We start from the raw sequence: 22476 nt of genomic DNA on the forward strand, positions 1-22476 counted from the left end.
ACACGTCAGCCAATGACCACCATCCCAGTGAGGGCGGTAGTGATAATAATAATGGTGTGGCGTAGTGAAATAATCATAGATATAAAGTGCCTGATGTGTAATTTACTGTCAACATTTTTTTATGAATAAAAAGAACTAATATATGTATAAAATCTAAAACATTTGAATATTTTGATTATATATTCAAATTTCAACAGCTTCTTTGGCAAGACAAACACGATTTCGACCTGTTGCTTTGGCTTGATATAATGCAGTATCAGCATTACTAATTAAATCTTCATAACGTGAGTCATCACTATCAATCACGGCAACACCAATACTAGCAGTAACGCTAATACGTCTATCTTGGTGGTTTATAGCGCTTTTCGCTATCGCTTGGCGAATACGCTCCGCAACTTCCTCAGCACCTTCTAAGTCAGTATTAGGCAAAATAACTGCAAATTCTTCACCACCATAGCGACCAAATAAGTCTCCCATACGCAGTAATTTATCAACTGTTTTAGCCGTTTCAATTAGCACCATATCTCCACCTTGATGACCAAAGGTATCGTTAAGTAATTTAAAATGATCTAAATCTAACATCACAAGTGCTAAATCATGCTGGTAACGGCGAGCACGCGAAAACTCTTTTGCTAAACATTCTTCCCAATGCTTTCGGTTGAATGCTTGAGTTAAACCATCAATACGGTTCGATATAGCGAGTTCTTCCAACGCTTTATTAAGTTGGGTTTGGTAATGGCAAACATCAGTAACATCTTCAATCAAAATACAAATACGCTCAACATCACCTTCAACTTCTACAGGCAAAAATGTGCAGTTTTGTGCCATAAAATGACTATCAGTAGTAATTGGCCGAGAATGTGACAGTTCGAATAAATGATGTCGTTGCTCCCAGCCACAAAATGACTGAGTTTTTAATTGCACAACGCTAGATAATTTACGTTCTAGCCAGCGTCGAGGCAATTCAGGAAAAACAGTAAAAACACTCTTTCCTTCAACATGGTTATCTTCTTTATTGGCATGTACCTGTAAAAATCGATTCCACATAATAATGTTGTAATTATTATCTAGAATTAAAATTCCGGTATTCAATCGATTTGAAATATTTATACAAAGTTCATCAAGCATCACTAAAAATCTTCCAATATTCGATCAATAACCGCTTTAATATTGTTGATAGCTTCTTCCGGGATCAGCAATACCATGTCGCAATTAAAAGAATAATCAGTTACTTGATAACTAATACGAACTTTTAGTGCTAGGTCCCAATTGAACGATTGTTGATTTAAATGCTCAGATATCGTGCCTTGATTCGCTGATAGCAGCCGTGGGGCACTATACGACATTTGATTATCTATTTGACTTGCAAAAACATTCAGAAATGTTGTTGTTAAAATAGAACTTAAATCAATAATTTGCTCGTCGAAGGTTAGTTCATCGGCTTCATAGCCAAGTAAATCAGCTAAACGATGTGAGTCTTGTGGCTGATACATAAGTAACGCTTCGCCACGTATGCCTTCATAACCAAAGAAACCTTGGCTTACTACCGCTGTAGCTTTTAAGTCTTGGTTTAAGGTTTCAAATAAATGCTCAGATTTTACTTGTTCAATGCTCGGTACTTTTAAATAAACAAAGGTATCTAAATAACGAGCAAGCTGGTCACTTGCTTGCCCCATTGCGACATTAATCAGTTCTTGAAGGCAATCTTGCTGGTCTTCAGTTAAATCAAAGGAACTCATAGTAAACCGTGTAACTGTAAATTTTCGTTGAGAGTAGTTTGTTGAACAGGTTTACGCAAAAACGCTTTCGCACCAAGTTCTAAAACTCGGCTTTGCATTTCAGGTTGAATATCAGCGGAAATAACAAAAACAGGCAGTGAAATATTTTCATCTTGCATAGCTTGCAATACACCTAAGCCGTCAATAACCGGCATAGTAAGATCAAGAAAAAGTACATCCATACTTTGGCTGCGCAATATTTCTAGTGCTTCTTCACCATTTTTGGCAAGCTGCACATTATTTGATAGGTTTTCTGGGAGGCTTCTTAAAACTTGCTTACGAGCTAAGTTAGAGTCATCACAAATAAGAACATTCGTGCTCATTTGACAGCTAATCCTTTATTATTTTTTTTATTAAGGCTTAATTTACCTTAATTTAACCTCGCTGTTAATTACTAATAACAATAAATTTGTTGTTTTTTTCAACTTTTTTACTTTAAAACATGTACAGATATCACATTTTTAATTTTGCATTTAGCCAACAACCCGAACATTAATATCTATCTTGTCGATATATGTCGTAAAATTTTCAATAATACTGATTTAGGCATAAGTACATATTTTTGTATTAAAATCCAAAAAACATTAGATAATTAGTTGCATTATAAATTCACCAGTAATTCAAAAAATGCAATAGACATTAATGCTGATAATAAATAAATACTCATGGCTTTTAAACTATATTTGCTCTGCTTCATATTATTCCCTGTAACTTATATATACTAGATTTGAAATAGGAGTTTCATCCGGATAATGACTTCCAAACAAAACACTTACTTATAGAAAGCAGGTTTTGTACCAATAATATAAAATAAAAATTATAGAGGACGTACGCTCAAGTGCTAAAACGCTTAATATTACAGCTAGATTACCGTTTGGACTAAATTCAGCTCCAAGTAAGAGCAGGTTGATTTTTTTTCATCCAAGCTTTTGCTAAATGCATATCTGGACAATGGTTTTCTACTAACTGCCAAAATTTTGTCGAGTGATTCAAGTACTTAAGATGGCATAACTCATGAACAATGACATAATCAACAACCCAAGGTGGTAGCATTTTAAGTAAGCAGTTAAAACTTAACTCTCCTCGATTGTTACAACTACCCCAGCGAGACTTATATTTGCGCACCTTAAAAGATGTAGCTATTAATGACGTTTGCTCATACAGCGCTGGTAATTTAAGCGTAAGGTAATCGCAAACTTCACTATTAAACCATTCCTCAATCAATAACTTAACTTTTGCAGATATATCCTCCTTGCTAAATGATTGTTGCTGATATTTCGCAGGGATATAAACAGAAATGAAACCTTCAGCACTATTACACCGTACTGACATTTTTCCATAATCAACAACAATCTTATGAGGTAAGCCGTCAATATAAACAAGGTCGCCATTATTGAAGTTATTAACAGCTATCTGCGCTGACGCTTGTTGTTGAGAAACCTTATCTTTAATCCACAACGACTTCGACTGAACAAAATTGTCAATATAGGATAATTCTATATTTTGAGGCGCTCTTACGATAAGTTTTGCAGCCTTTATTTGTAATGCTACAGTCTTACGACGAGAACTTCTTATTAATTGATATTTCAAAGAACACAACCAAACTCAAATCAATACTTCGCGTTAACTGCAAAAGCTGGCCAATTGACAACTATGCAGCGCTTTTATCTTTAGCTGCGGCTTTCTTAGTTGTCGTTTTTGTAGTTGCCGCTTTCGTTTTAGGTTCAGCTTTAGTCACTTTATTGGCTTCATTAACATCAACTTTTTCAGACGCATTTTTAGCTTTATCTATCACAGCGGCCTTACTGGTTTGTACTTTCGCTTTTTTAGCTTGCAAAGCAATTAATACACTTTCACGATTTTGTGCTAAATACACGCTAAGCTCTTCACGCATATCTTCAGATAGCTCAACCGGTGCCTGTTCAAACATTTCAGACAAGTTATCTGCCATATCAAGCATTTTATCGTACTCATCTGCGGCTTTCTTATCCATAAATGTTTCTACCTCCACACCATGTCTTATCACGACGAATCGACTTTCAACTGCCATTATTATCCCTTACCTTACTGTTTTAAACGTCACCACTTATCATACCGTACAAAAAACATACGACAAAACAATATCATTTAATCGCTGGCTTTAGCTACATCACACTGTTTATACGTACAGCATCATACGTTATTTAAGGTAAATTACCAGAAAATAATAATTACATCATTGATACGGAGCAAATTTCATGTTTTTTATCGCGCGATGCATTACTGCGCCGAAGCTGAAACTATCTCGAATTGTCACTGAATGTAAGAATTAATGTTATTAAAATGAATAGAAAAAGCTATTTGACCTAACAAATTACAATAAAAACAATACCTTCCATTTAATATGCAATATTTATTTCTCAACTAATTTTTACATTCGCTCATCTCATTATTACAACTTTTTCCTCAATTTAAGTAACTATTACTATGAACAAAGAAAATAAATAATGTTAATTACGGAGAGCACTATGAATAAATTTAAATCACTAACCACAACAGCCATCATTTGTTCAACTTTGACGGTTATAAGCTTTAGTAGTAATGCAATGGATAAACAAATTGAATCAGCACTTATTGACGTTTGTAAGTCAACATTAACTGATAGTGTTGCTAAGTTTCATAGAACTGCTAAATCTTATAACCTGAAAGAAAAAACCGTTGCTTTAAAAGTGATGTGTAATGGCAATGATATTATTGATTTCGCCCAAAAATATGGTGCATACAAAACCGCAGCTCGTTTAGAGCGCAGTGTGAGTGGTCATGTTGATATTATTGATGTCGCTAAAGTTGAAAAAATTAACGTGAATTTTGAACTATAGAAATTAAGTTAGGGATATTAAAGGCAAATGATTAATCAACATCACAGGTACTCTGTTTTTTATTTAAGAGTACCTAGTTGATTGCATTGCTTCAATGATAAAAATAGCAGAGATTTTACTAGTTTAATTCACGTACTCTAAATGAACGTCCTTTTATTTTACCATGCGTTAATTTATTTAATGCCTTTCTAGCAACCATTTTCTCTACAGCAATATAGGCCCAATTTGCGCCTAGCTGAATTTTCCCTAACTGTTCAAATGCAAGACCATTTTCTCCAGTTAAAGCACCAACAATATCACCCGGGCGAACTTTTTGCTTCTTTCCGCCATCAATTTGTATCGTAGTCATTTTAGGTAGGAACACAGAGCTTTGTAATACTTTACTATCAGGTAATATTTCGGCTTCTATAGTACGCTCCAAGTAATCTTCCAATAAACCAACCTTATAGCGTTCTTTATCATTAAATAATGAGAATGCATAACCGGTGCTACCTGCGCGTCCAGTGCGACCAACTCTATGAATATGTACCTCACTGTCATGAGCAATATGATAATTAAATACTGCGTCAAGTGATTCAATATCAAGACCTCGAGCCGCTACATCTGTAGCCACCAAAATAGAAGCACTTTTATTGGCAAAGCGCACTAATGTTTGGTCTCTATCACGCTGCTCTAAATCGCCATGTAAGGCAACGACACCAAAACCGTCATTTGCTAATTTATCGGCAACACTTTGTGTTTCTTTTTTAGTATTACAAAAAATGACACTAGACTCAGGTTTATGTGTTAACAACAGTAGGCGAATTGCCGTTAAACGTTGTTCATCATTTTCTACATGATAGAAATGCTGAGAAATGCTATTACTTGCGTGAGTAGATTCAACTTTCACGACTTTAGGTGTTTGCAAGTATTGATTAGCAATCGCTTGAATTTGTTTAGGGAACGTAGCACTAAAAAGCAAGGTTTGTCGTTGCGATGGAATATGACTAATAATGTTATCTAATGCCGTTTGAAAGCCCATTTCTAGCATACGGTCTGCTTCATCTAATACTAAAGTATCAACATTTTCTAACGATAAAGTACCACGTCCTAAATGATCTTCAATGCGCCCTGGCGTACCAACAATAATATGTGCACCGTGCTCCAAAGAGCCAACTTGTGGACCAAATGGCATACCACCACATAAAGTTAGTACTTTAATATTGTGAATTGCTCTAGCAAGTTTTCTTATTTCTTTCGCGACTTGATCAGCTAACTCACGAGTAGGACATAAAACTAAAGTCTGGATCCTAAATTTTTTCACTTGTAGCTTATTTAACAAACCTAAGCCAAAAGCTGCTGTTTTCCCCGAGCCGGTCTTACCTTGAGCAATAATGTCTTGGCCAGATAAAATAGCCGGTAAACTTTGCGCCTGAATGTCAGTCATCGACTGATAGCCCAGCGTGCTTAAGTTATCTAAAATCGCAGTTTGTAAGGGTAATGATGAGAAGTTGCTGTCACTCAAGGGAAGGATCCTAGTGTCGTAAATTTAATGGCGCATATTTTACACCGTTTCAATAACGCAAAGACAGCTTTTAGTCACATATACTGTGAATTAAGTTTATTTTAAATTTCATGACAATAATTCTGTCGATGATCAACAAGCAAATTGAGAGCTTAATAACACGGCTTTCAAGCGACTTTAACTTATTGGCAGAGTTTTAGTATTTCATTAAGGCTTTGGCCGTAACTGCGCCAGCTAGATAACGTTTCATATTGGCCCATTTATCAAACTAATTTTGTAATAATTTTATCAGTTGCAATGCCAAAAACTGTGGTGATTCTAAAGGCAGCATATGGCCAGTATTTACTACTTTCTCAAGCGCCATATTATTAGCGCTATTAACTTGGCGTAATAGCTGATTACTATCAACCAAGCTATCTGCATCACCCGTTAAAAATATAATCGGTACCGGTAACTTTGATAATTGCACTAAAAGTGAAGGACGTTTCATAGAAACCGCAAGTTGGTGTAGTAAAACCTCAACACCCAGTTCACGGTCCATCGCAATAATTTCAGCTCGAATTGTGGAAAAGTTTTCGAGTGAAGCATGCTTGATTTTTGGATGCAATAAATCTTCAATACGCTTATTTGGAATACCTGTGTAGCCGCGTTTTTCAATCCACACTATGGTTCTATGGCGCTGTCTTATTTCAAGCTCAGGTAAATCTTTTGGTAAGTTAGAAACAATGACTAGGTGCTGTATCAAAAGAGGGTGCTGCACCGCAATCGCGCTAGCAATATAGCCGCCTAAAGAAAACCCAACTAATATTGCATCGTTCACGACTATTTTAGCGGCCATTTTTGCAACGACTTCCCCCATATTCCCTGAAGTAGGTATTGGCAAATGTACTAGTTTACACTTGCCATCATAATGCTCCTTTATTTGCTGCCAAGTCGGTTGCCAAAGACGTTCATTACACATAGTCCCTGGGATAAAATATATTGTTTTCACAAGCTAATTTATCCTCAATGACCTGATTGCTAAGTTAAGCATAAAAGCGTTCGAATAAACGTACATCAACCATTTCGCCAGCACTTACTCGTCCTTGTTCTGACGGCAATACAATATAACAATTAGCAAAAGCAATACTTGTTAAAATACCAGAGCCTTGGCTACCAGTACTTGCAACCGTCATTTCGCCTTGCGCATTTTGCGATAAAACTCCTCGTTGAAAGTCCATGCGTCCGGGAGATTTTCTCAAGTCAGATAAAGCCTTTGCTTTTAACATTTTAACTGGCGCACCATGGCAACTCTGCAACTTCATGAGGGCAGGCATTGCTAGCAAATCAGCAGTTACCATCGCGGATACCGGGTTGCCAGGTAAGCCGAAAAAGTAACTATTAGGTAGTTTACCAAAAGCAAATGGCTTACCTGGCTTCATCGCTATTTTCCAAAAAGCGATTTCACCAATTTGTTCAAGTACCATTTTGGTATAATCAGCATCACCAACCGAGACACCACCAGATGAGATTACTGCATCTGCTTGTTCATCGGCTTTGATGAATGCTTGACGAATAGCTTCCTCGTCATCCTCGATAACACCAAAATCAATAATATCAACATTCAAGTTTTGCAACATACCAGTTAAGGCGTAACTATTGCTCTCATAAATGTCACCATTACCTAAAGGTTGCCCTAAAGTTTTTAGTTCATCACCCGTGGCAATTAACGCTACGGTTAATTTGCGAAATACGGTTAATTCATTAATTCCCAAAGATGCCAAAACGCCAATATCAATCGCGGATAATCGTCGACCTTTAGCGAAAACAATATGGCCTTTTGCGATATCCTCACCTGCATAACGTACATGATCACCTTGTTTACGCTTCTCTAGAAATCGAACACTTTCACCATCTGCATGACAATTTTCCTGCATTTCAACCGTATCACAGCTTTCGGGTAGCTTAGCGCCGGTCATAATACGTACACATTCGCCTTTCTGGCAGCTACCTTCAAACGGTTGTCCAGCCATAGAGCGCCCAGCCAGTGTTAAATATTCTTGGGAGCTTAAGCTTTCATAAGCAAAGGCATAACCATCCATTGCTGAATTGTTGTGTGGTGGTACATTCATAGGGCTTGCTATATCACTAGCAAGCACTCTTCCTAAGCCTTGTTTTAAGGTAATTATTTCAATATCAGTTACCGGCGAAATAGCAGAAAGCATAGTTTCTAATGCTTGTGAAAATGGCATTAATCCAGGGGCAGAACAACAATCAACCATAATAAACTCTTCCAATTCTAATTGTGCTTTTTCAAATTACCACTAAGGTAATTCAAAAATTTAATTTGCTAACTTTTGAAGTCAAATAAAGCTAATCTAGGTCTTTATCTGTTATATTGATCATAATCATACTATGCTTGTGATTATATGATATAAATTAATAAATCATTGAATTTCGCCGAGCTATCTTAGCTAACCCTGCCAAATATGGCAGATATGCTGATTTAGCCGTAAACCAAGTTTTATTTAAGAGTTTACCAGGGTTAACAAGGAAACTTGTTAACCTCCCGACATTGGAAAGGTGACATGTTAACAGACAACTTCGGACGTAAGTTTTATTACTTACGTCTATCTATCACTGACGTTTGTAATTTTCGTTGTAACTATTGTTTACCTGACGGTTATAAATGTGATCATGATAGAAAATTTCTTACACTACCTGAAATCACGCGACTTACTTCCGCCTTTGCCGAAATGGGTACAGAAAAAATTCGTATAACTGGTGGTGAGCCGTCATTACGTAAAGATTTACCCGATATTATTGCTCAATGTAAGCAAACGCCTGGCGTTAAAAAAGTCGCCATTACCAGTAATGGTTTTAAGCTACCTGAGCATTTGCCCGCCTGGCTAGATGCTGGCATTGACGCAATAAACATCAGTATTGATAGCCTAGACCCCCGTCATTTCCATGCAATTACTGGTCACGATAAACTTCAGCATATTCTTAAGGGCATTGATATGGCACTTGCTGAAGGTAGTACAAATATTAAAGTAAATACGGTATTGATGCGTGAATATAATGGTTATGATATTGCCAGTTATCTGGCGTGGCTAAAAGATACCCCTGTAACATTGCGCTTTATTGAGCTAATGCAAACAGGTGATAATCAAGCATTCTTTGATGCTCAACACGTTCAAGGCTCTCGTATTAAACAAAACTTAATTCTTGATGGCTGGTTGCCAGTTATAAATGACAAAGCGGCCGGGCCTGCGCAAGAGTTTTATCACCCAGATTACGCCGGAAAAATTGGCCTGATCATGCCTTATTCAAAAGATTTTTGTAGTAGTTGCAATCGTTTACGTGTCAGCTCATTAGGTAAATTGCATTTATGTTTATTTACTGAACAAGGGCTATCACTAAAAGATTATTTACAAGACGATAATACTGAGCCTTTAAAGAGCGCGATTGCTGGCATGATGACAGATAAAAAGCAGACCCACTTTTTACATGAAAAATTAACCGGTGCTACCAAAAATCTAGCAATGTTGGGCGGCTAATGAACAACGAAAAACTACTTTTTCAATCTTGCCTTGGTGTAGTGTTAGCAGGTGGTAAATCATCACGTATGGGCCAAGACAAAGCTCAATTACAACGAAACCAGCAAGATATGTTGAGCTATAGTAAATCCCTACTTACTGCAGCAGGAAGCTCGCGAGTTGTTATAAGTGGCGATGAACATGGCATTAGCGATATAATCACTAATATTGGCCCACTTGGTGGCATTCAAAGTATAGTGAGCCAGTTTAAGCCAAAAGCACTATTAATATTACCTGTTGATTTACCCTTAATGACTGCCCCTGAACTTGCTCGCTTAAAACAAATAGGTGAACTAAGCCAAAGCGCCTGCTTTTTTGCTGATAATTATTTGCCGTTATACTTACCGGTAAATGCCTTTGTTGAAGAGTTTTTTCAACAACCATTAATGACAAAAAAGCTCATTCAACCATTGAGCGAAAGTAAAAATAACAAATCAAAAACTAATAGTAGTCGTGGTCTATCGGGGCCGTCTGTTAGAAGTTTGTTAAATCAAATCCCCCATAAAGTTATCCAAGCGAAAGATAACAATAGCTTATTTAATACCAATACGCCTGAGCAATGGCAACAGGCGCAACACTTACTCTCTTTGCAAAGGAAAACCTATGTCTAGTATTCATTGTGGCGACAGCTTCTTACCGTTAAATATTGCCGTATTAACAGTTTCAGATACACGTGAAGAACATAACGATACTTCAGGCCAAGCACTTGTTAAGCGCCTGCAAGCAGCTGGTCATAAATTAGCAGCAAAAGAAATTTCTAAAGACGACGTATACCAATTACGCGCAATAGTGTCTAAATGGATTGCCGATGAAAATGTACAAATCATTTTAACCACCGGCGGTACCGGCTTTACTGCTAGAGACAATACTCCCGAAGCCTTATTACCTTTATTTGATAAAAACATTGAAGGCTTTGGCGAAGTATTTAGAACCATTTCACTAGAAGAGATCGGCACTTCAACTATACAATCTCGCGCTTTCGGCGGTATGGCCAACCGTACGGTTATATTATCAGTTCCGGGTTCAACCAATGCCTGTAAAACTGCATGGGACAAACTCATTGTTGAGCAGCTTGATGCCAGTCATAGACCTTGTAACTTTGTACCACATTTGAACTTTAAATAATTTGGTCAAAGTTCTTTAAGCACAATGACAAAACTGTTGGAAAAGCGATTATCGCGAAATGTATTTATCGTTCTTTTATTCTGGTTAGTTGTATTAACTAACCAGGTGTTCGCTAAAAATATTAACTTACAAGAAACACCACTTCGCATCGCCGTTGCGGCTAACTTTGCGCCAACGCTCAAGCACTTACTCAATAGTTACCCCAATAAAAATAAAATTAAATATCAAATAATAAGTGCAGCAACGGGCACGCTCTATCAACAAATTAACCACGGCGCACCGTTTGATCTTTATCTAGCAGCCGATAGTAATCGTCCAAAAAAATTAGAACAAGCACAACTTATTGTACCTAATAGTCGTAAGTCTTATGCATTTGGGCAATTAGCCTTGTGGTCTGCAAGCACAAGCTTTTCTGATTTAGCGCAGCTTAATGAGTTTTCTGGCTATTTAGCCATCGCAAATCCAGAAACAGCACCTTATGGCAAAGCAGCAAAACAAGTATTAAAACATTTAGCTCTGTGGTCAAAACAAAAACAGCGTTTAGTCACTGGCATTAATATCAACCAAACCTTTCAACAAGTTAGAAGCCAAGCAGTACCCGCGGGTATAGTGGCATTAAGCCAGTTGAAAATTAATAACCTTAACGGCTTGATTATTCCGAGTACACATTATCAGCCAATAGCACAGCAACTAGTTATCTTGAAAGCGAGTAAACAGGTCACCAACGCGCAGGAAATAAGCCGTTATTTACTTAGCGCGCAAAGCCAACAAATATTACATGAACTAGGTTATTTGCCAGTTCCCGATAGCAATTATCCAACAATAACTAATGGGAATGGCGCGTAATATGCTCACTCATACTGCAGATATATTAGCGTTAACAACAACACTTAAAATGGCAGCGGTTACCACGTTCATTTTACTCATAATTGGCACCCCACTGGCGTGGTGGTTAGCGAATATGAAAAGTCGCTTTAAGGTGTTATTTGAAGCCATTATCGCCCTCCCCCTAGTTCTGCCACCCACAGTATTAGGCTTTTATTTATTACTAGCGTTTTCGCCTCAGTCGTTACCTGGCCAACTTTGGCAAACAACAACAGGTAGCCAATTAGCATTTAGTTTTAGTGCCATAGTTATTGGCTCTGTGCTTTATTCATTGCCGTTTGTTGTGCAACCACTACAAAAAGCTTTTGAACAACTCGGAGACCATTATTTGGAAGCTGCTGCAATGTTAGGTGCTGGCCCTGCTGATCGATTTTTCTCTATTGTTGTTCCATTAACTAAAGCCAGCTTTATTACTGCAACAGCACTTGGTTTTGCTCATACCGTTGGCGAATTTGGTGTGGTATTAATGATTGGTGGTAACATTCCAGGCGAAACTCGTGTGCTATCTATTGCTTTGTTCGACCATGTTGAAGCATTTAACTACAGTAATGCTCACCTATTATCGGCGGGGTTATTAATTTCATCGTTACTGTTACTGTCTTTTGTTTATTTATTAGGGGGAAAATATGACAAAAAAAACAGCAATAAATCCCCCGAAACGTTAGCAAAAGTTAAAAATAAGCATGTAAACTCATGAGTAAAAATCTCACACAAAGCCTGCCAGGCAAAGCACTAAATTTAACAATAACAACAAACATTAGCTTTGAGCAATTTAACTTATCGGTAAACGAAGAGTTTACACTCGCTGGTATTACGGGAATATTTGGCGAGTCAGGCTCAGGTAAGTCAACACTATTGCGCATTATAGCTGGGCTAGAAAAAAGGGCTGACGGACAACTAAATTTTAACGGCAAAGAACTACAAAATAGCAAAAAAAGACACTTTATAAAGCCAGAGCACAGAAATATAGGCCTTATTTTTCAAGATAGCCGACTTTTTCCACATCTAAGTGTATTAGAAAACTTAATCTATGCAGTTAAACGTAAACATCAACCCGTGCTTAGCATGGAAAAAGTTCTCCAATTAACTCAATTGACTGAACTGCAACATCAGAATGTGACACGGTTATCTGGCGGTGAAAAGCAACGAGTATCTCTTGCTAGAGCATTGTTAGCTGAACCCGAATTACTGCTACTTGACGAGCCATTTAGCGCCTTAGATAAAAAAACAAAAGCGCAAATGCTGCAAATTGTAAAAGCCATTCAGCAACAACTTGATATGCCTATGCTATATGTCAGTCACAGTATCAGTGAATTACAATTTATTGCCAAGCAACTGATAGTTATGTCAGACGGCAGCATTGGATATATAGCACCAACACATCAAGCCATTCATCAGCTAAATAGCCATGAAGATATCGCCGTAAAAACAAGTTTATCATTAACAATTACTGAACATTTACCTAAGTTCGGCCTCAGCCAATTAGCATTTTCAGCGAAAAGCTCAGACAACCATATTTATTTGCCCTTGCTTCAGCAAGACCAGCAACAATCTACAATTGGTCAGCTTTTGCCCTGCATTATTTATGCCCGCGACATCAGCATTAGCACCACTAAGCCAGAGCATAGCTCTATTGTTAATCAATTGCCTGGTACCATCACAGAAATAAAGCAAGGTATAACGAGCGCGTTAGTTAAAGTGCAATGCGCACAGCAAGAGTTTTATGCACAAATCAGTTTATGGTCAGCAACACGTATGGCATTAACTTTAAATTCGCAGGTTTATATTCAATTTAAGGCCAATGCGGTTCATAGCTTTCATTCAACGGAGTCCGAAAACCATGCTTAGCCCAGAAGAGCTGCTTCGCTATAGCCGACAAACTATGCTGAAAAGCATAGGAGAGCAAGGTCAACAAAATTTAAAAAATGCCAAAGTATTAATTGTTGGTGTTGGTGGATTAGGTAACCCTGTTAGTTTATATTTAAATGCAGCTGGCATTGGCACCATATATCTAGCCGACGGCGACAGTATTGATATTAGTAATTTACCTCGGCAAATTCTTTTTACCGAATCACACCTTTCACAAGGTAAAGCCGATATTGCTGCGGAAGTACTGCAGCAGCAAAATAGCACGACTACTATCGAAGTGTTAGATGAAATGCTTGATGAAGAGCTCGCCGACTATTACTTTCCTTTGGTCGATTTAGTGCTCGATTGCACTGACAATATTGCCACTCGCTATTTAATAAACCAAAAATGTTTAGCGCACAAAAAACCATTAATTATTGGCGCAGCAACAGGTTTTGATGGCCAATATATGTTTGTTGATCCTAATGCTAACGACAGTGCTTGTTATCAATGCTTGTTTCCACAAAGCAAAAAAGCCCCGGAGAATAATTGCCAAACGCTTGGTATACTCGGGCCCATTCTCGCTATTGTTGGTGGCGTTCAAGCATTACAAGCAATTAAGTTTCTCGCTGGCAATAACATCGATACCAACCAATTAAATATTTTTGACGGTTTAAGTAATTCTTGGCAAAAATTAACGGTCAAAAAACAGCAGCAATGCCCTGCATGCTCTTCACTGTAATAATCTAACGCCAAACAAAAAGCCCTCATATTGGAGGGCTTTTTGTTTTTTGCATATTTATTAGAATTTCAGCTATTACATAGGTTATTTAAAGAGCCCCATATTTCTATCTGTAACAGCTTCGCGCCAACCACCAAGCCATTCAGACTTAGCATTATTATTTTGATATGGACAATTTTCCTTGGTTCTACCTGAGAGGCCTGCTTGATAACCGTTTGAATACGCTCTGCCTAACTTATCTCTTTTCTGTCTTCTCATGAATCACACCTTTAACCATTTGATAATTATTAATAATATATTCATCTTTCGGTCGAAAATTAACTGCAGTCGACAATTAATTTAAGATCAGTTTATTTATGAAAGCAAGCTAGCTATCACCTGAAAATTGTAACCATAAAAAAGTTTTATAACGAAAAAACATGTTGATAAAGCAATCAAAAAAACTAAGTAATACAAAACAAATTGTTACAAAAGCTAGGTATAACCAACAGATATTAAAAGTGTATATACAATAACAATTCAGTTTAAATAATAATGAGATTAATCCCGTAATAGTGGCCGTAACATTTCTTCTAAACCATTAAGCTTAACTTCATATATTAAAGCTAATTGCTCCCCTAATTTCCCCTCAGGAAACCCTTTTGAGTGAAACCAAACTAAGTAAGGCTCTGGTAGTTGAAGTAGTTTTCTCCCACTGTACTTTCCAAACGGCATTACTTGATTTACTGCAGCTAATAAATCTGCGTTATTTGCTATCGACATTATTTACTCATTATTTTACAGCTGGGGTTTAGAACACAGTCTTTTTGAACTTGCTCATTTTAGTGCTTTTAATTTTACCGCGATCTTGACATAAAATTGTCATAAGCATTCCTTATAATTCCGCGCAACTTAGGCGGTATCAAGATGATACCCAAACTTGCTTCAGGGAACTTTTATGTCAATTGTTAGGAAACGCAACGCCGGTCAAAAAGCTTATATTCCAGGGAACGCTCGCGATAATCAGTATATTTTGGCTGAATTTACCTTATCAGATCAACTGCTTTCACAACTATCGCCACAGTTAAGTAATGACAACTATTATGACGTCTATCAAAGCCTTGCAGATTTACTATTTACATTAAGTAATGACTTTGCCATCAGTAACAGCTTACTTGTCGCCAACGACAAATTGGTTCGGGTTAGATACAGCCAAGAAATGCATCAATGGCAAACTAATCAGCAAATTATTTTTTACTATGATCCGTTACAGCATGTATTACAAAACTCATTTTTCGACGCCAATGTTAGAGCTAAAAAAATCACTTTAGTATTTTTAGCGTCGGGAACAGATATTCGCTCTGGTGCGGCAAATTTTCACCAACGAGTAAGAGATTTATTAGAGAGTTTTGCCCAACAAGTACAAATACCATTGGCAGCTATTCGTATGCGAGATCACCAGCATCTTACCTACGATATTTTTGCTAAAAATAAAGGCTGTAACAATAGCCAAGCACATAAATTTAGACCTATTAAGCAACGATACGCCAGCCAAGACGTTGCATTAACCGCTAATCTATCGTCAATTACTTATGCAGTCATCAACTTAACATTGAATCATAGAATTTCACAGCTGGTTGATATAGATGCAAATTCTGCTGATCCATACAATCCACTTTATACCTACCTAACCGATACATTTTCACTCGTTGCCAAGCAATTTAATTTAAACAATGGCGCATTAATCGCTAACGGTTTAGTACCCATTATTCGCCATAGTTTGCACGAAATTGTTTCTAAGGTTGGCGAATTACAAATGCTAGGGTACAACCCTAAACAAAGCCCTTGCGGTATTGTAAGCAAATGGAAAGCCGATGAATTAGTTAACAATGTACAGTTAATTTTTGTTGCGAACTTCTCTAATGGGGAAGAGCAAAATTATGCGAAGTTTGTTAATCAGATAGAACAAGCTATGCGCTTATTTGCTACTGAACTAGAGATTCCCACCGATAAAGATGAACTCACTTTGCGCTTTCATCAACATGTTGCCTATAACTTGTTAAAAGACGAATAATCTTCCAACAAACCATTGGAAGAAACAAAACTAGCTGCTGTCCATTATACTATTGCCATGTTAACGACTAGCATGGCTTAGCTACTGCCCTTACTCTCTCCAGCTAACTACTTCAGCTTAACCGTCTCCACCGATACTCACTGCAATCTCGAAGTAAGAAGCGCCTTTCTGATTACTCCAATCATAAATAGAGCTAAGTTGCCGTAAAAACATATAGACATCTAAATGGCTGAGTGCTACATTTGACAAATAGAGCTTTGGACGTCTAAAAGTCTTTAAAGAAAACAAGCAAATTTCGAATACCATTATTACTAGAGGAAAATTAACAATGAGCATTGAAACAATAACGTTAGGCGCAGGATGCTTTTGGTGTATAGAAAACATTTTCTCTCGAATTAACGGTGTAAAATCTGTGATCAGTGGTTATGCTGACGGCAACATTGCCAACCCAAGTTATCAGCAAGTCTCCACCGGTAATACAAATTATGCCGAGGTTGTGCAACTAACCTTTGATAATAGTCAGCTCTCTCTTGAAGACGTTTTTACCGTGTTCTTTGCTATTCACGATCCGACAACACTAAACCGTCAAGGTGATGATATTGGCAGTCAGTACCGTTCTACCATATTAACCCACAATGAAAAACAGCGAATAGCAGCCAAGAAAAAAATTGCACAGCTAACAGCTGAAGCGCGTTTTAATAACTCTATCGTAACGGCAATAAAACCAGTTAATAATTTTCATAGTGCTGAAAGTTACCATCAAGATTACTATTCTAACAATCCTAACAACCAGTACTGCCAATTAGTGGTTGCACGAAAAATTCAAAAATTCCTGCAAGACTTTTCATATCTACTTAAAGAAGCTGCTTAACTAATAGCATTAACAATAGTTTTCACTTTACTTTCAATTCTGTTAATTTTCTTCAGCCAAAAAAAACGCCCTTTAGATTGGGCGTTTATAGTTAAGTAATTTACAGCAAATATATGGCATAAAAGCCTTATTAAGTTAGTACATTAAGGTATACAGCTTACGTCGATATTTATTAGCCAACGCATCGCCATCTGGTAGCGACTTTAAAATATCTAATAATAAGTCTTTACTAGTAACATCTGAGCCATCTTTTTGCACTAGACGAAAAAGAATAACTAAAGCATCTTCATGACGATTAACTTGGCTATATTGCGCCGCAAGCTGATGTTGCACATCAATATTTTCTGGTTCGCTGATCAATTGTTGCTCTAATGCTTTAATTTCAGGGGAGTCAGCCGCTTGACTAGCGAGTTCAAGTTTCGACATTAACGACTGATAGTAGCTGTCTTGATCTATCATTTTAATACCAGCAAGCAGTGATTCAGCCTCACTAATTTTTCCAGTTTGTATATATACATCAGCCAATACTAATTTAATGTCTGCACGTTCACTATCAAGCTGATGCGCTTGAGTGATTAATTTAAAAGCGTCATTGGCATTATTCTCAGTTAACAAGTTTACTGCTTTTTTTAATAGTAAATCTTGCTCTTTAGGTAAGTACTTTGCCAAAAATTCATTAATGGTTTCATCTGTTTGTGGCCCAGACAAACCATCAAGTGGTTGACCTTCTTTTACTAATATTGCTGTAGGCAAGCCTTGAATACCAAACTGTTGAGCTATTTGCCCTTGGGTTTCACAATCAACCGTGGCAAATATTATTACATCACTTTGATCAGCCAAAGCATTAGCAAGCTTATCGCGTAATTCTAAACTTTCTGGAATTTGTTGAGCCCAAAAATCAACCAAAACAAGCTTGGTTTTAGACTCTTCAAGGACAACTTGTTGGAAATTTTCAAGGGTGATAGCAAGCGAATTCGTCATCAAGGTAGTTCCAATTTAATTTTATATATGCCAGTTAACTTGGGGGCAAAAGTCATCGTAAACAAGTTTCATGGCTAAATAATTATGATAGCCGACAATTGGTTGCTAGTATTTATCATAGCTTCATTTAATATTTCCCTATAATTAAAATAATCATCGAGTATTGATACGAGAAACTTTATGCCGAAAAATACCGCCATCGACCAATATATTAGTCAGCAACAGCCTTTTGCTCAGGAAATAATGTCTCAGTTACGTGATGTCATTCACACAGCTTCTCCTGAAATGTCAGAAGCTATTAAATGGCGACATCCTTGTTTTGAAAATAAAGGTCTTGTTTGTGCTATGGCAGCATTTAAACAGCATGTCACTTTTTCTTTCTTTAAAGGTAAACTACTTGACGATAGCGCCGGTATTTTTTCAAAAAATGATAACAATGAATTAACCTCACTTAAATTTAAAAGCTTGAGTGAAATACCAGCAAACGATATTTTAATTAACTATGTGCAACAGGCAATTGCATTAAACTCAACACCAAAACCTGAAAAGAAAAAATCAGTTCGTAAAAACAAAGCTGACTTAGTAATCCCCGATTACTTCAGTGCTGCATTAGCAGATAACCAAGCAGCAGAAGATGTATTCAGTAACTTTAGCTATTCAAAGCAAAAGGATTATATTGAGTGGCTCACGTCAGCAAAAAGAGAGGCAACCCGAAACTCCCGCTTAACCACAGCAATAACTTGGATAGCAGAAGGTAAGTCACGGAACTGGAAATATGAAAATTGTTAAAGTAAAAATTAAGAAACACTTTCAAAAACTACCTAACAACAAATAGAAACAACGATGTGATAACAAGAAGAAGTATGTAATAAATCAGTGTTCAAACTTTTTCAGAGATAAAACGCGGCTGGTGATATAAAATTGAATGCTATAATTAAAACTCAGCTGGTATTTATACGTGAGAACCTTAAAATTCATGATATTAAATATTAGTTCTATTAATTCTCATTTTACCAAGAAAAATATGGCAGTTTTCTATGCTTAAATGCTTTTTTCTACTTACTTTTTTAATATACAGCAGTGCAGTTTTAAGTGCTCGTTTGCCAGCAACAAATTATGAAAATCAAGAAAAAACTATCACATTACCACTCAATAACTGGGCGAGTCAGCGAGTTATTTCGAAAGCGCTAGGCGCTATGGTGCAATCACTTGGCGAACGTGTTGAGTACAAAAATATCAGTTCAACTGACCAATGGGGGGCACTGCGCAAGGGACTTGTACATATTCAGCTAGAAGTATGGCAAGTATCGATGGCTAAAGACTTCGAACGCATGGTGCAAAAAAACTATATTCTTGATGCGGGTACGCATCAGGCAATTGGAAAAGAAGATTGGTGGTATCCTGATTATGTAGAAGACATGTGTCCTGGACTACCTGACTGGCAAGCAATGAATGCTTGCGCAGAAGTTTTTGCTAATAAAGGCTCTAATGGTAAAGGTGTATATTATGCTGGACCTTGGGACTATGGTGATGGCGATATTATTCGTGCATTGCATTTAGACTTTATCATTCATCGCTTTGAAAACGATACTCAAGTTTGGCATAAACTTGCACAGGCAACAAAACATCAACAACCAATAATGTTACTAAATTGGACGCCTAATTGGACTGACAGTATAATTAAAGGCAAATTTGTTAAATTCCCTGCCTACCATCCCGATTGTGAAACCAAAGCAAACTGGGGTCTGAATAAACATAGGTTAAAAGATTGTGCTAACCCAAGTAATGGCTGGTTAAAAAAAGCTGTTTGGCCACATTTAGAAGAATACTCACCATGTGTTTTTCAATTGGTAAAAAATATCAATTTATCCACGGCCATGATTGCCGATGCCTCAGCATTAAGAGTTGCAGAAAACCATAGCGAAGATTACGCTGCTAAACTTTGGATAAAAAAATATCACGCAGAGGCCAGTAAGTGGCTGCCATCATCTTGCAGTAATACCTTTAATAATCAGAGTTAAAAAACGGACAAAAACCTCGGTTTTTATCCGTCAGCGAGTTTGTTCTAAATTACATATTTTGCAATAAGTCGCGAGCAATGATCACTTTTTGAATTTCGCTAGTGCCTTCATAAATAGAAGTCACACGTACATCACGCGCCATACGCTCTAGTGGATACTCCTTAATATAACCTGCGCCACCCATTAATTGTAAAGCGTCATAACAGGCTTTATTAGCATTTTCAGTAGCAAATAATTTCGCCATTGATGCGGCTGGGCCGAATGGCTGGCCTTGCTCTTTAGTGTAAGCTGCCTGCATTAATAGTAAGCGTGCAGCTTCCATTTCAGTATAACGCTCGGCTAATTTCCACTGTAAGCCTTGGAAGTTCGAAATAGACTGACCAAATTGTTTACGTTCAACAATATAGGCTTTGGCATAATCAAGAGCTGCAAGGCCAACACCTAAGGCTAAAGAGCCAATACCGATACGACCACCAGCAAGTTCTCCAACAGCGACACCAAAACCTTTATTTTCAGTGCCCATTAACGCTGATGCAGGCACTCGGCAATTATCAAAATGTACTTCATTCGTGGGTGAGGCTTTCTGGCCCATTTTATCTTCAGCTTTACCTATGGTCATGCCCGGTGTACCAGCTTCAACGATAAAACATGAAATGCCCTTGCCTTTTTTCGCATCTGGATCCGTAACCGCCCAAACAACAAAAACATCAGCAAATGAACCACTGGTAATATAAAGCTTACTACCACTAATAATGTAGTCATCACCATCTTTAACAGCTTGCGTTTTCATGCCCGCAGGGTCTGAGCCCGCTGTAGCTTCAGTTAAACAAAAGCCACCAGCACGATATTCGCCACTACAAATTTTTGGCAAATAGTTTTGTTTTTGTTCTTCATTACCAACCGCTTGAATAACTTCTGCAACCATATTAGTTACTGATGTAGTAACTGCTGTTGAGGCACAAGCTCGCGCAAGCTCAGTAATCGCCAAACTAAAAGCAACACTACCAGCTTCTACGCCACCGTACTCTGCTTTAATATTTAAACCCATAAAACCAAGTTCGGTTAATTGTGCTAAGTTCTTTAAAAACAATGTTTGGTCCATTGTTTCATCAAGCTCTGCGGCAACTGGCGCAAGTTCACTTTCAGCAAACTTTTTCGCCATATCTTGAATCATCATTTGTTCTTCAGTTAAAGACAAATCCATCAACACTCTCACTTCTTATCGGGTGAATATCTACCATACTTAATTTAAAGCTAAGTTTAACTAGAGTGACAAAAAAGCCCAATAGTCCCTTAGTACTGCGTAGATAAAATAATACTAACTGCACCAAACTATGTTACAGCTAATATAAGATTATTTTTTATAACAAAAACGCGCCTAAGCGCGTTGCAAAATTGGCTATATTGTAGCAATTATCCAAGTACAAACCAAAGCAGACCAGCACCGAGGATTAAACGGTATATAACAAACGGCATCATACCGAGCTTGCCCACTAAAATCAGAAAATAATGAATACAAGCATAAGCACTAAAAAATGCTAAAACACTACCTAGGCCTAGCGTACTCCAATCAACTGGCTCAGCGGATGTAATTAATTTATATGTTAAATATCCACCAGTCATAATAATTGCAGGAATCGATAATAAAAACGAAAAACGTGCGGCATTCTCTTTGCTTAGCCCCAGCATCATACCTAAGGTCATGGTAATACCAGAACGTGATGTGCCCGGAATTAATGCTAATGCTTGTGCTAAACCAATAATCATTGCACCTTTAAAGCCCAGCTTTTCAACACTAACATTCTCTTTCGCTTTAATATCGGCAAAACCTAGTAATACACCGAAAACTAAAGTAGTAATGGCAATTACAGCTGCAGAGCGTAAGTTTTCTTCGATAAAGTCTTTACCTAATAAACCAACGATACCTAATGGAATAGATGCCAGTAAAATCCACCACGCAAGTTTACCGTCAAAGCTATTGGTGTTTTTTTCGGGACCAATACCAACGGTACCAAACCAAGCGACAGCCATGCTGCCAACTTCCTTACGAAAATAAAGCACCACAGCCAACAAGGTACCTACATGCAATGCTACATCAAGCGCTTGTCCTTGATCTTGCCAACCAAAAACAGCTGAAGGCAGAATTAAATGCGCAGAACTTGAAATCGGTAAAAATTCCGTCAAGCCTTGTATTAGCGCTAATATAAAAACGTCGATGGTACTCATACTACT

25 protein-coding genes and 1 riboswitch are annotated in these 22476 nt (G+C 37.4%); of the genes, 12 read left to right on the top strand and 13 right to left on the bottom strand.

Going from position 1 to position 22476, the window contains the following annotated elements; genetic code table 11:
* Positions 1 to 183: 183 nt before the first annotated feature.
* The 5 genes from AC27E9_RS08400 to AC27E9_RS08420 form a co-directional block, all read right to left on the bottom strand.
* A complete protein-coding gene (locus AC27E9_RS08400) occupies positions 184 to 1128 on the bottom strand; it encodes a GGDEF domain-containing protein (RefSeq protein WP_487129195.1) in 945 nt (314 codons plus the stop codon).
* Positions 1129 to 1130: 2 nt separating this feature from the next.
* Positions 1131 to 1739: a chemotaxis protein gene (locus tag AC27E9_RS08405; protein WP_487129112.1), complete on the bottom strand. Its 609-nt coding sequence runs from the start codon at positions 1737 to 1739 to the stop codon at positions 1131 to 1133.
* Entirely contained in the window at positions 1736 to 2101 is a 366-nt protein-coding gene (locus AC27E9_RS08410) for a response regulator (protein WP_487129114.1), read from the bottom strand. Before AC27E9_RS08410 ends, AC27E9_RS08405 begins: the two co-directional genes overlap by 4 nt.
* Before the next feature lie 562 nt (positions 2102 to 2663).
* Positions 2664 to 3368, bottom strand: coding sequence for a M48 family metallopeptidase (locus AC27E9_RS08415; protein ID WP_487129116.1), 705 nt, complete (start codon positions 3366 to 3368; stop codon positions 2664 to 2666).
* A gap of 61 nt (positions 3369 to 3429) precedes the next feature.
* Positions 3430 to 3828, bottom strand: coding sequence for a YebG family protein (locus tag AC27E9_RS08420; RefSeq protein ID WP_487129118.1), 399 nt, complete (start codon positions 3826 to 3828; stop codon positions 3430 to 3432).
* A 457-nt stretch (positions 3829 to 4285) separates the two neighbouring features.
* Here AC27E9_RS08420 and AC27E9_RS08425 point away from each other — a divergent pair, with 457 nt between their 5' ends.
* Complete coding sequence (locus AC27E9_RS08425) at positions 4286 to 4636, top strand: DUF3718 domain-containing protein (protein ID WP_487129120.1); 351 nt, start codon at positions 4286 to 4288, stop codon at positions 4634 to 4636.
* Between the two features lie 118 nt (positions 4637 to 4754).
* On the opposite strand, the gene dbpA is transcribed toward AC27E9_RS08425, so the two are convergent.
* The 3 genes from dbpA to moeA all read right to left on the bottom strand — a co-directional run bounded on the left by dbpA (position 4755) and on the right by moeA (position 8401).
* Positions 4755 to 6140 carry an ATP-dependent RNA helicase DbpA gene (dbpA, locus tag AC27E9_RS08430; protein WP_487129122.1) on the bottom strand — a complete coding sequence of 462 codons (1386 nt, stop codon included), beginning with the start codon at positions 6138 to 6140 and terminating at the stop codon, positions 4755 to 4757.
* A gap of 268 nt (positions 6141 to 6408) precedes the next feature.
* Entirely contained in the window at positions 6409 to 7131 is a 723-nt protein-coding gene (locus AC27E9_RS08435; RefSeq protein ID WP_487129124.1) for an alpha/beta fold hydrolase, read from the bottom strand.
* 34 nt (positions 7132 to 7165) lie between these two features.
* A complete protein-coding gene (gene moeA / locus AC27E9_RS08440; protein WP_487129126.1) occupies positions 7166 to 8401 on the bottom strand; it encodes a molybdopterin molybdotransferase MoeA in 1236 nt (411 codons plus the stop codon).
* A gap of 164 nt (positions 8402 to 8565) precedes the next feature.
* Positions 8566 to 8721, top strand: a riboswitch (molybdenum cofactor riboswitch).
* Here moeA and moaA point away from each other — a divergent pair.
* The 7 genes from moaA to AC27E9_RS08475 all read left to right on the top strand — a co-directional run bounded on the left by moaA (position 8708) and on the right by AC27E9_RS08475 (position 14318).
* Complete coding sequence (gene moaA, locus AC27E9_RS08445; RefSeq protein WP_487129128.1) at positions 8708 to 9679, top strand: GTP 3',8-cyclase MoaA; 972 nt, start codon at positions 8708 to 8710, stop codon at positions 9677 to 9679. It overlaps the preceding riboswitch by 14 nt.
* Positions 9679 to 10329 (top strand): molybdenum cofactor guanylyltransferase, encoded by a 651-nt coding sequence (gene mobA, locus AC27E9_RS08450; RefSeq protein WP_487129130.1) that lies wholly within the window; start codon positions 9679 to 9681, stop codon positions 10327 to 10329. The genes moaA and mobA overlap by 1 nt, the downstream gene beginning before the upstream one ends.
* Complete coding sequence (gene moaB / locus AC27E9_RS08455; RefSeq protein WP_487129131.1) at positions 10322 to 10843, top strand: molybdenum cofactor biosynthesis protein B; 522 nt, start codon at positions 10322 to 10324, stop codon at positions 10841 to 10843. The genes mobA and moaB overlap by 8 nt, the downstream gene beginning before the upstream one ends.
* Before the next feature lie 24 nt (positions 10844 to 10867).
* Positions 10868 to 11689, top strand: coding sequence for a molybdate ABC transporter substrate-binding protein (gene modA, locus AC27E9_RS08460; RefSeq protein ID WP_487129132.1), 822 nt, complete (start codon positions 10868 to 10870; stop codon positions 11687 to 11689).
* Position 11690: 1 nt separating this feature from the next.
* The gene (modB, locus tag AC27E9_RS08465; RefSeq protein ID WP_487129134.1) at positions 11691 to 12425 is read left to right on the top strand and encodes a molybdate ABC transporter permease subunit; all 735 of its coding nucleotides are present in this window, start codon (positions 11691 to 11693) and stop codon (positions 12423 to 12425) included.
* Positions 12422 to 13576: a molybdenum ABC transporter ATP-binding protein gene (gene modC, locus AC27E9_RS08470; RefSeq protein WP_487129136.1), complete on the top strand. Its 1155-nt coding sequence runs from the start codon at positions 12422 to 12424 to the stop codon at positions 13574 to 13576. The genes modB and modC overlap by 4 nt, the downstream gene beginning before the upstream one ends.
* On the top strand, positions 13569 to 14318 hold the full coding sequence (locus AC27E9_RS08475; RefSeq protein ID WP_487129138.1) for a HesA/MoeB/ThiF family protein: 750 nt from the start codon (positions 13569 to 13571) through the stop codon (positions 14316 to 14318). The genes modC and AC27E9_RS08475 overlap by 8 nt, the downstream gene beginning before the upstream one ends.
* Positions 14319 to 14402: 84 nt before the next feature.
* Here AC27E9_RS08475 and rmf read toward each other — a convergent pair whose 3' ends face one another.
* Together rmf and AC27E9_RS08485 are read right to left on the bottom strand one after the other, a co-directional pair.
* Positions 14403 to 14576 carry a ribosome modulation factor gene (rmf, locus tag AC27E9_RS08480; RefSeq protein ID WP_487129140.1) on the bottom strand — a complete coding sequence of 58 codons (174 nt, stop codon included), beginning with the start codon at positions 14574 to 14576 and terminating at the stop codon, positions 14403 to 14405.
* 282 nt (positions 14577 to 14858) lie between these two features.
* Positions 14859 to 15080 carry a DUF3820 family protein gene (locus AC27E9_RS08485; RefSeq protein WP_487129142.1) on the bottom strand — a complete coding sequence of 74 codons (222 nt, stop codon included), beginning with the start codon at positions 15078 to 15080 and terminating at the stop codon, positions 14859 to 14861.
* 175 nt (positions 15081 to 15255) lie between these two features.
* Here AC27E9_RS08485 and AC27E9_RS08490 point away from each other — a divergent pair, with 175 nt between their 5' ends.
* The gene (locus AC27E9_RS08490) at positions 15256 to 16371 is read left to right on the top strand and encodes a DUF3083 family protein (RefSeq protein WP_487129144.1); all 1116 of its coding nucleotides are present in this window, start codon (positions 15256 to 15258) and stop codon (positions 16369 to 16371) included.
* Positions 16372 to 16699: 328 nt separating this feature from the next.
* Entirely contained in the window at positions 16700 to 17242 is a 543-nt protein-coding gene (gene msrA / locus AC27E9_RS08495) for a peptide-methionine (S)-S-oxide reductase MsrA (protein ID WP_487129146.1), read from the top strand.
* 135 nt (positions 17243 to 17377) lie between these two features.
* Here msrA and AC27E9_RS08500 read toward each other — a convergent pair whose 3' ends face one another.
* On the bottom strand, positions 17378 to 18223 hold the full coding sequence (locus AC27E9_RS08500) for a tetratricopeptide repeat protein (RefSeq protein WP_487129147.1): 846 nt from the start codon (positions 18221 to 18223) through the stop codon (positions 17378 to 17380).
* Positions 18224 to 18403: 180 nt separating this feature from the next.
* Between AC27E9_RS08500 and AC27E9_RS08505 the strand changes: the two genes are divergently transcribed.
* Positions 18404 to 19012: a DUF1801 domain-containing protein gene (locus tag AC27E9_RS08505; RefSeq protein WP_487129149.1), complete on the top strand. Its 609-nt coding sequence runs from the start codon at positions 18404 to 18406 to the stop codon at positions 19010 to 19012.
* Positions 19013 to 19260: 248 nt separating this feature from the next.
* Positions 19261 to 20244, top strand: a complete 984-nt coding sequence (locus AC27E9_RS08510) for an ABC transporter substrate-binding protein (protein WP_487129151.1) — start codon at positions 19261 to 19263, stop codon at positions 20242 to 20244.
* Positions 20245 to 20293: 49 nt separating this feature from the next.
* Here the strand turns inward: AC27E9_RS08510 and AC27E9_RS08515 are convergent, their stop codons facing one another.
* Positions 20294 to 21448 carry an acyl-CoA dehydrogenase family protein gene (locus tag AC27E9_RS08515; RefSeq protein WP_487129153.1) on the bottom strand — a complete coding sequence of 385 codons (1155 nt, stop codon included), beginning with the start codon at positions 21446 to 21448 and terminating at the stop codon, positions 20294 to 20296.
* Positions 21449 to 21657: 209 nt separating this feature from the next.
* Positions 21658 to 22470: an undecaprenyl-diphosphate phosphatase gene (locus AC27E9_RS08520; RefSeq protein WP_487129155.1), complete on the bottom strand. Its 813-nt coding sequence runs from the start codon at positions 22468 to 22470 to the stop codon at positions 21658 to 21660.
* Between the last annotated feature and the right edge of the window lie 6 nt (positions 22471 to 22476).

The organism is Colwellia meonggei (genome assembly GCF_057537295.1).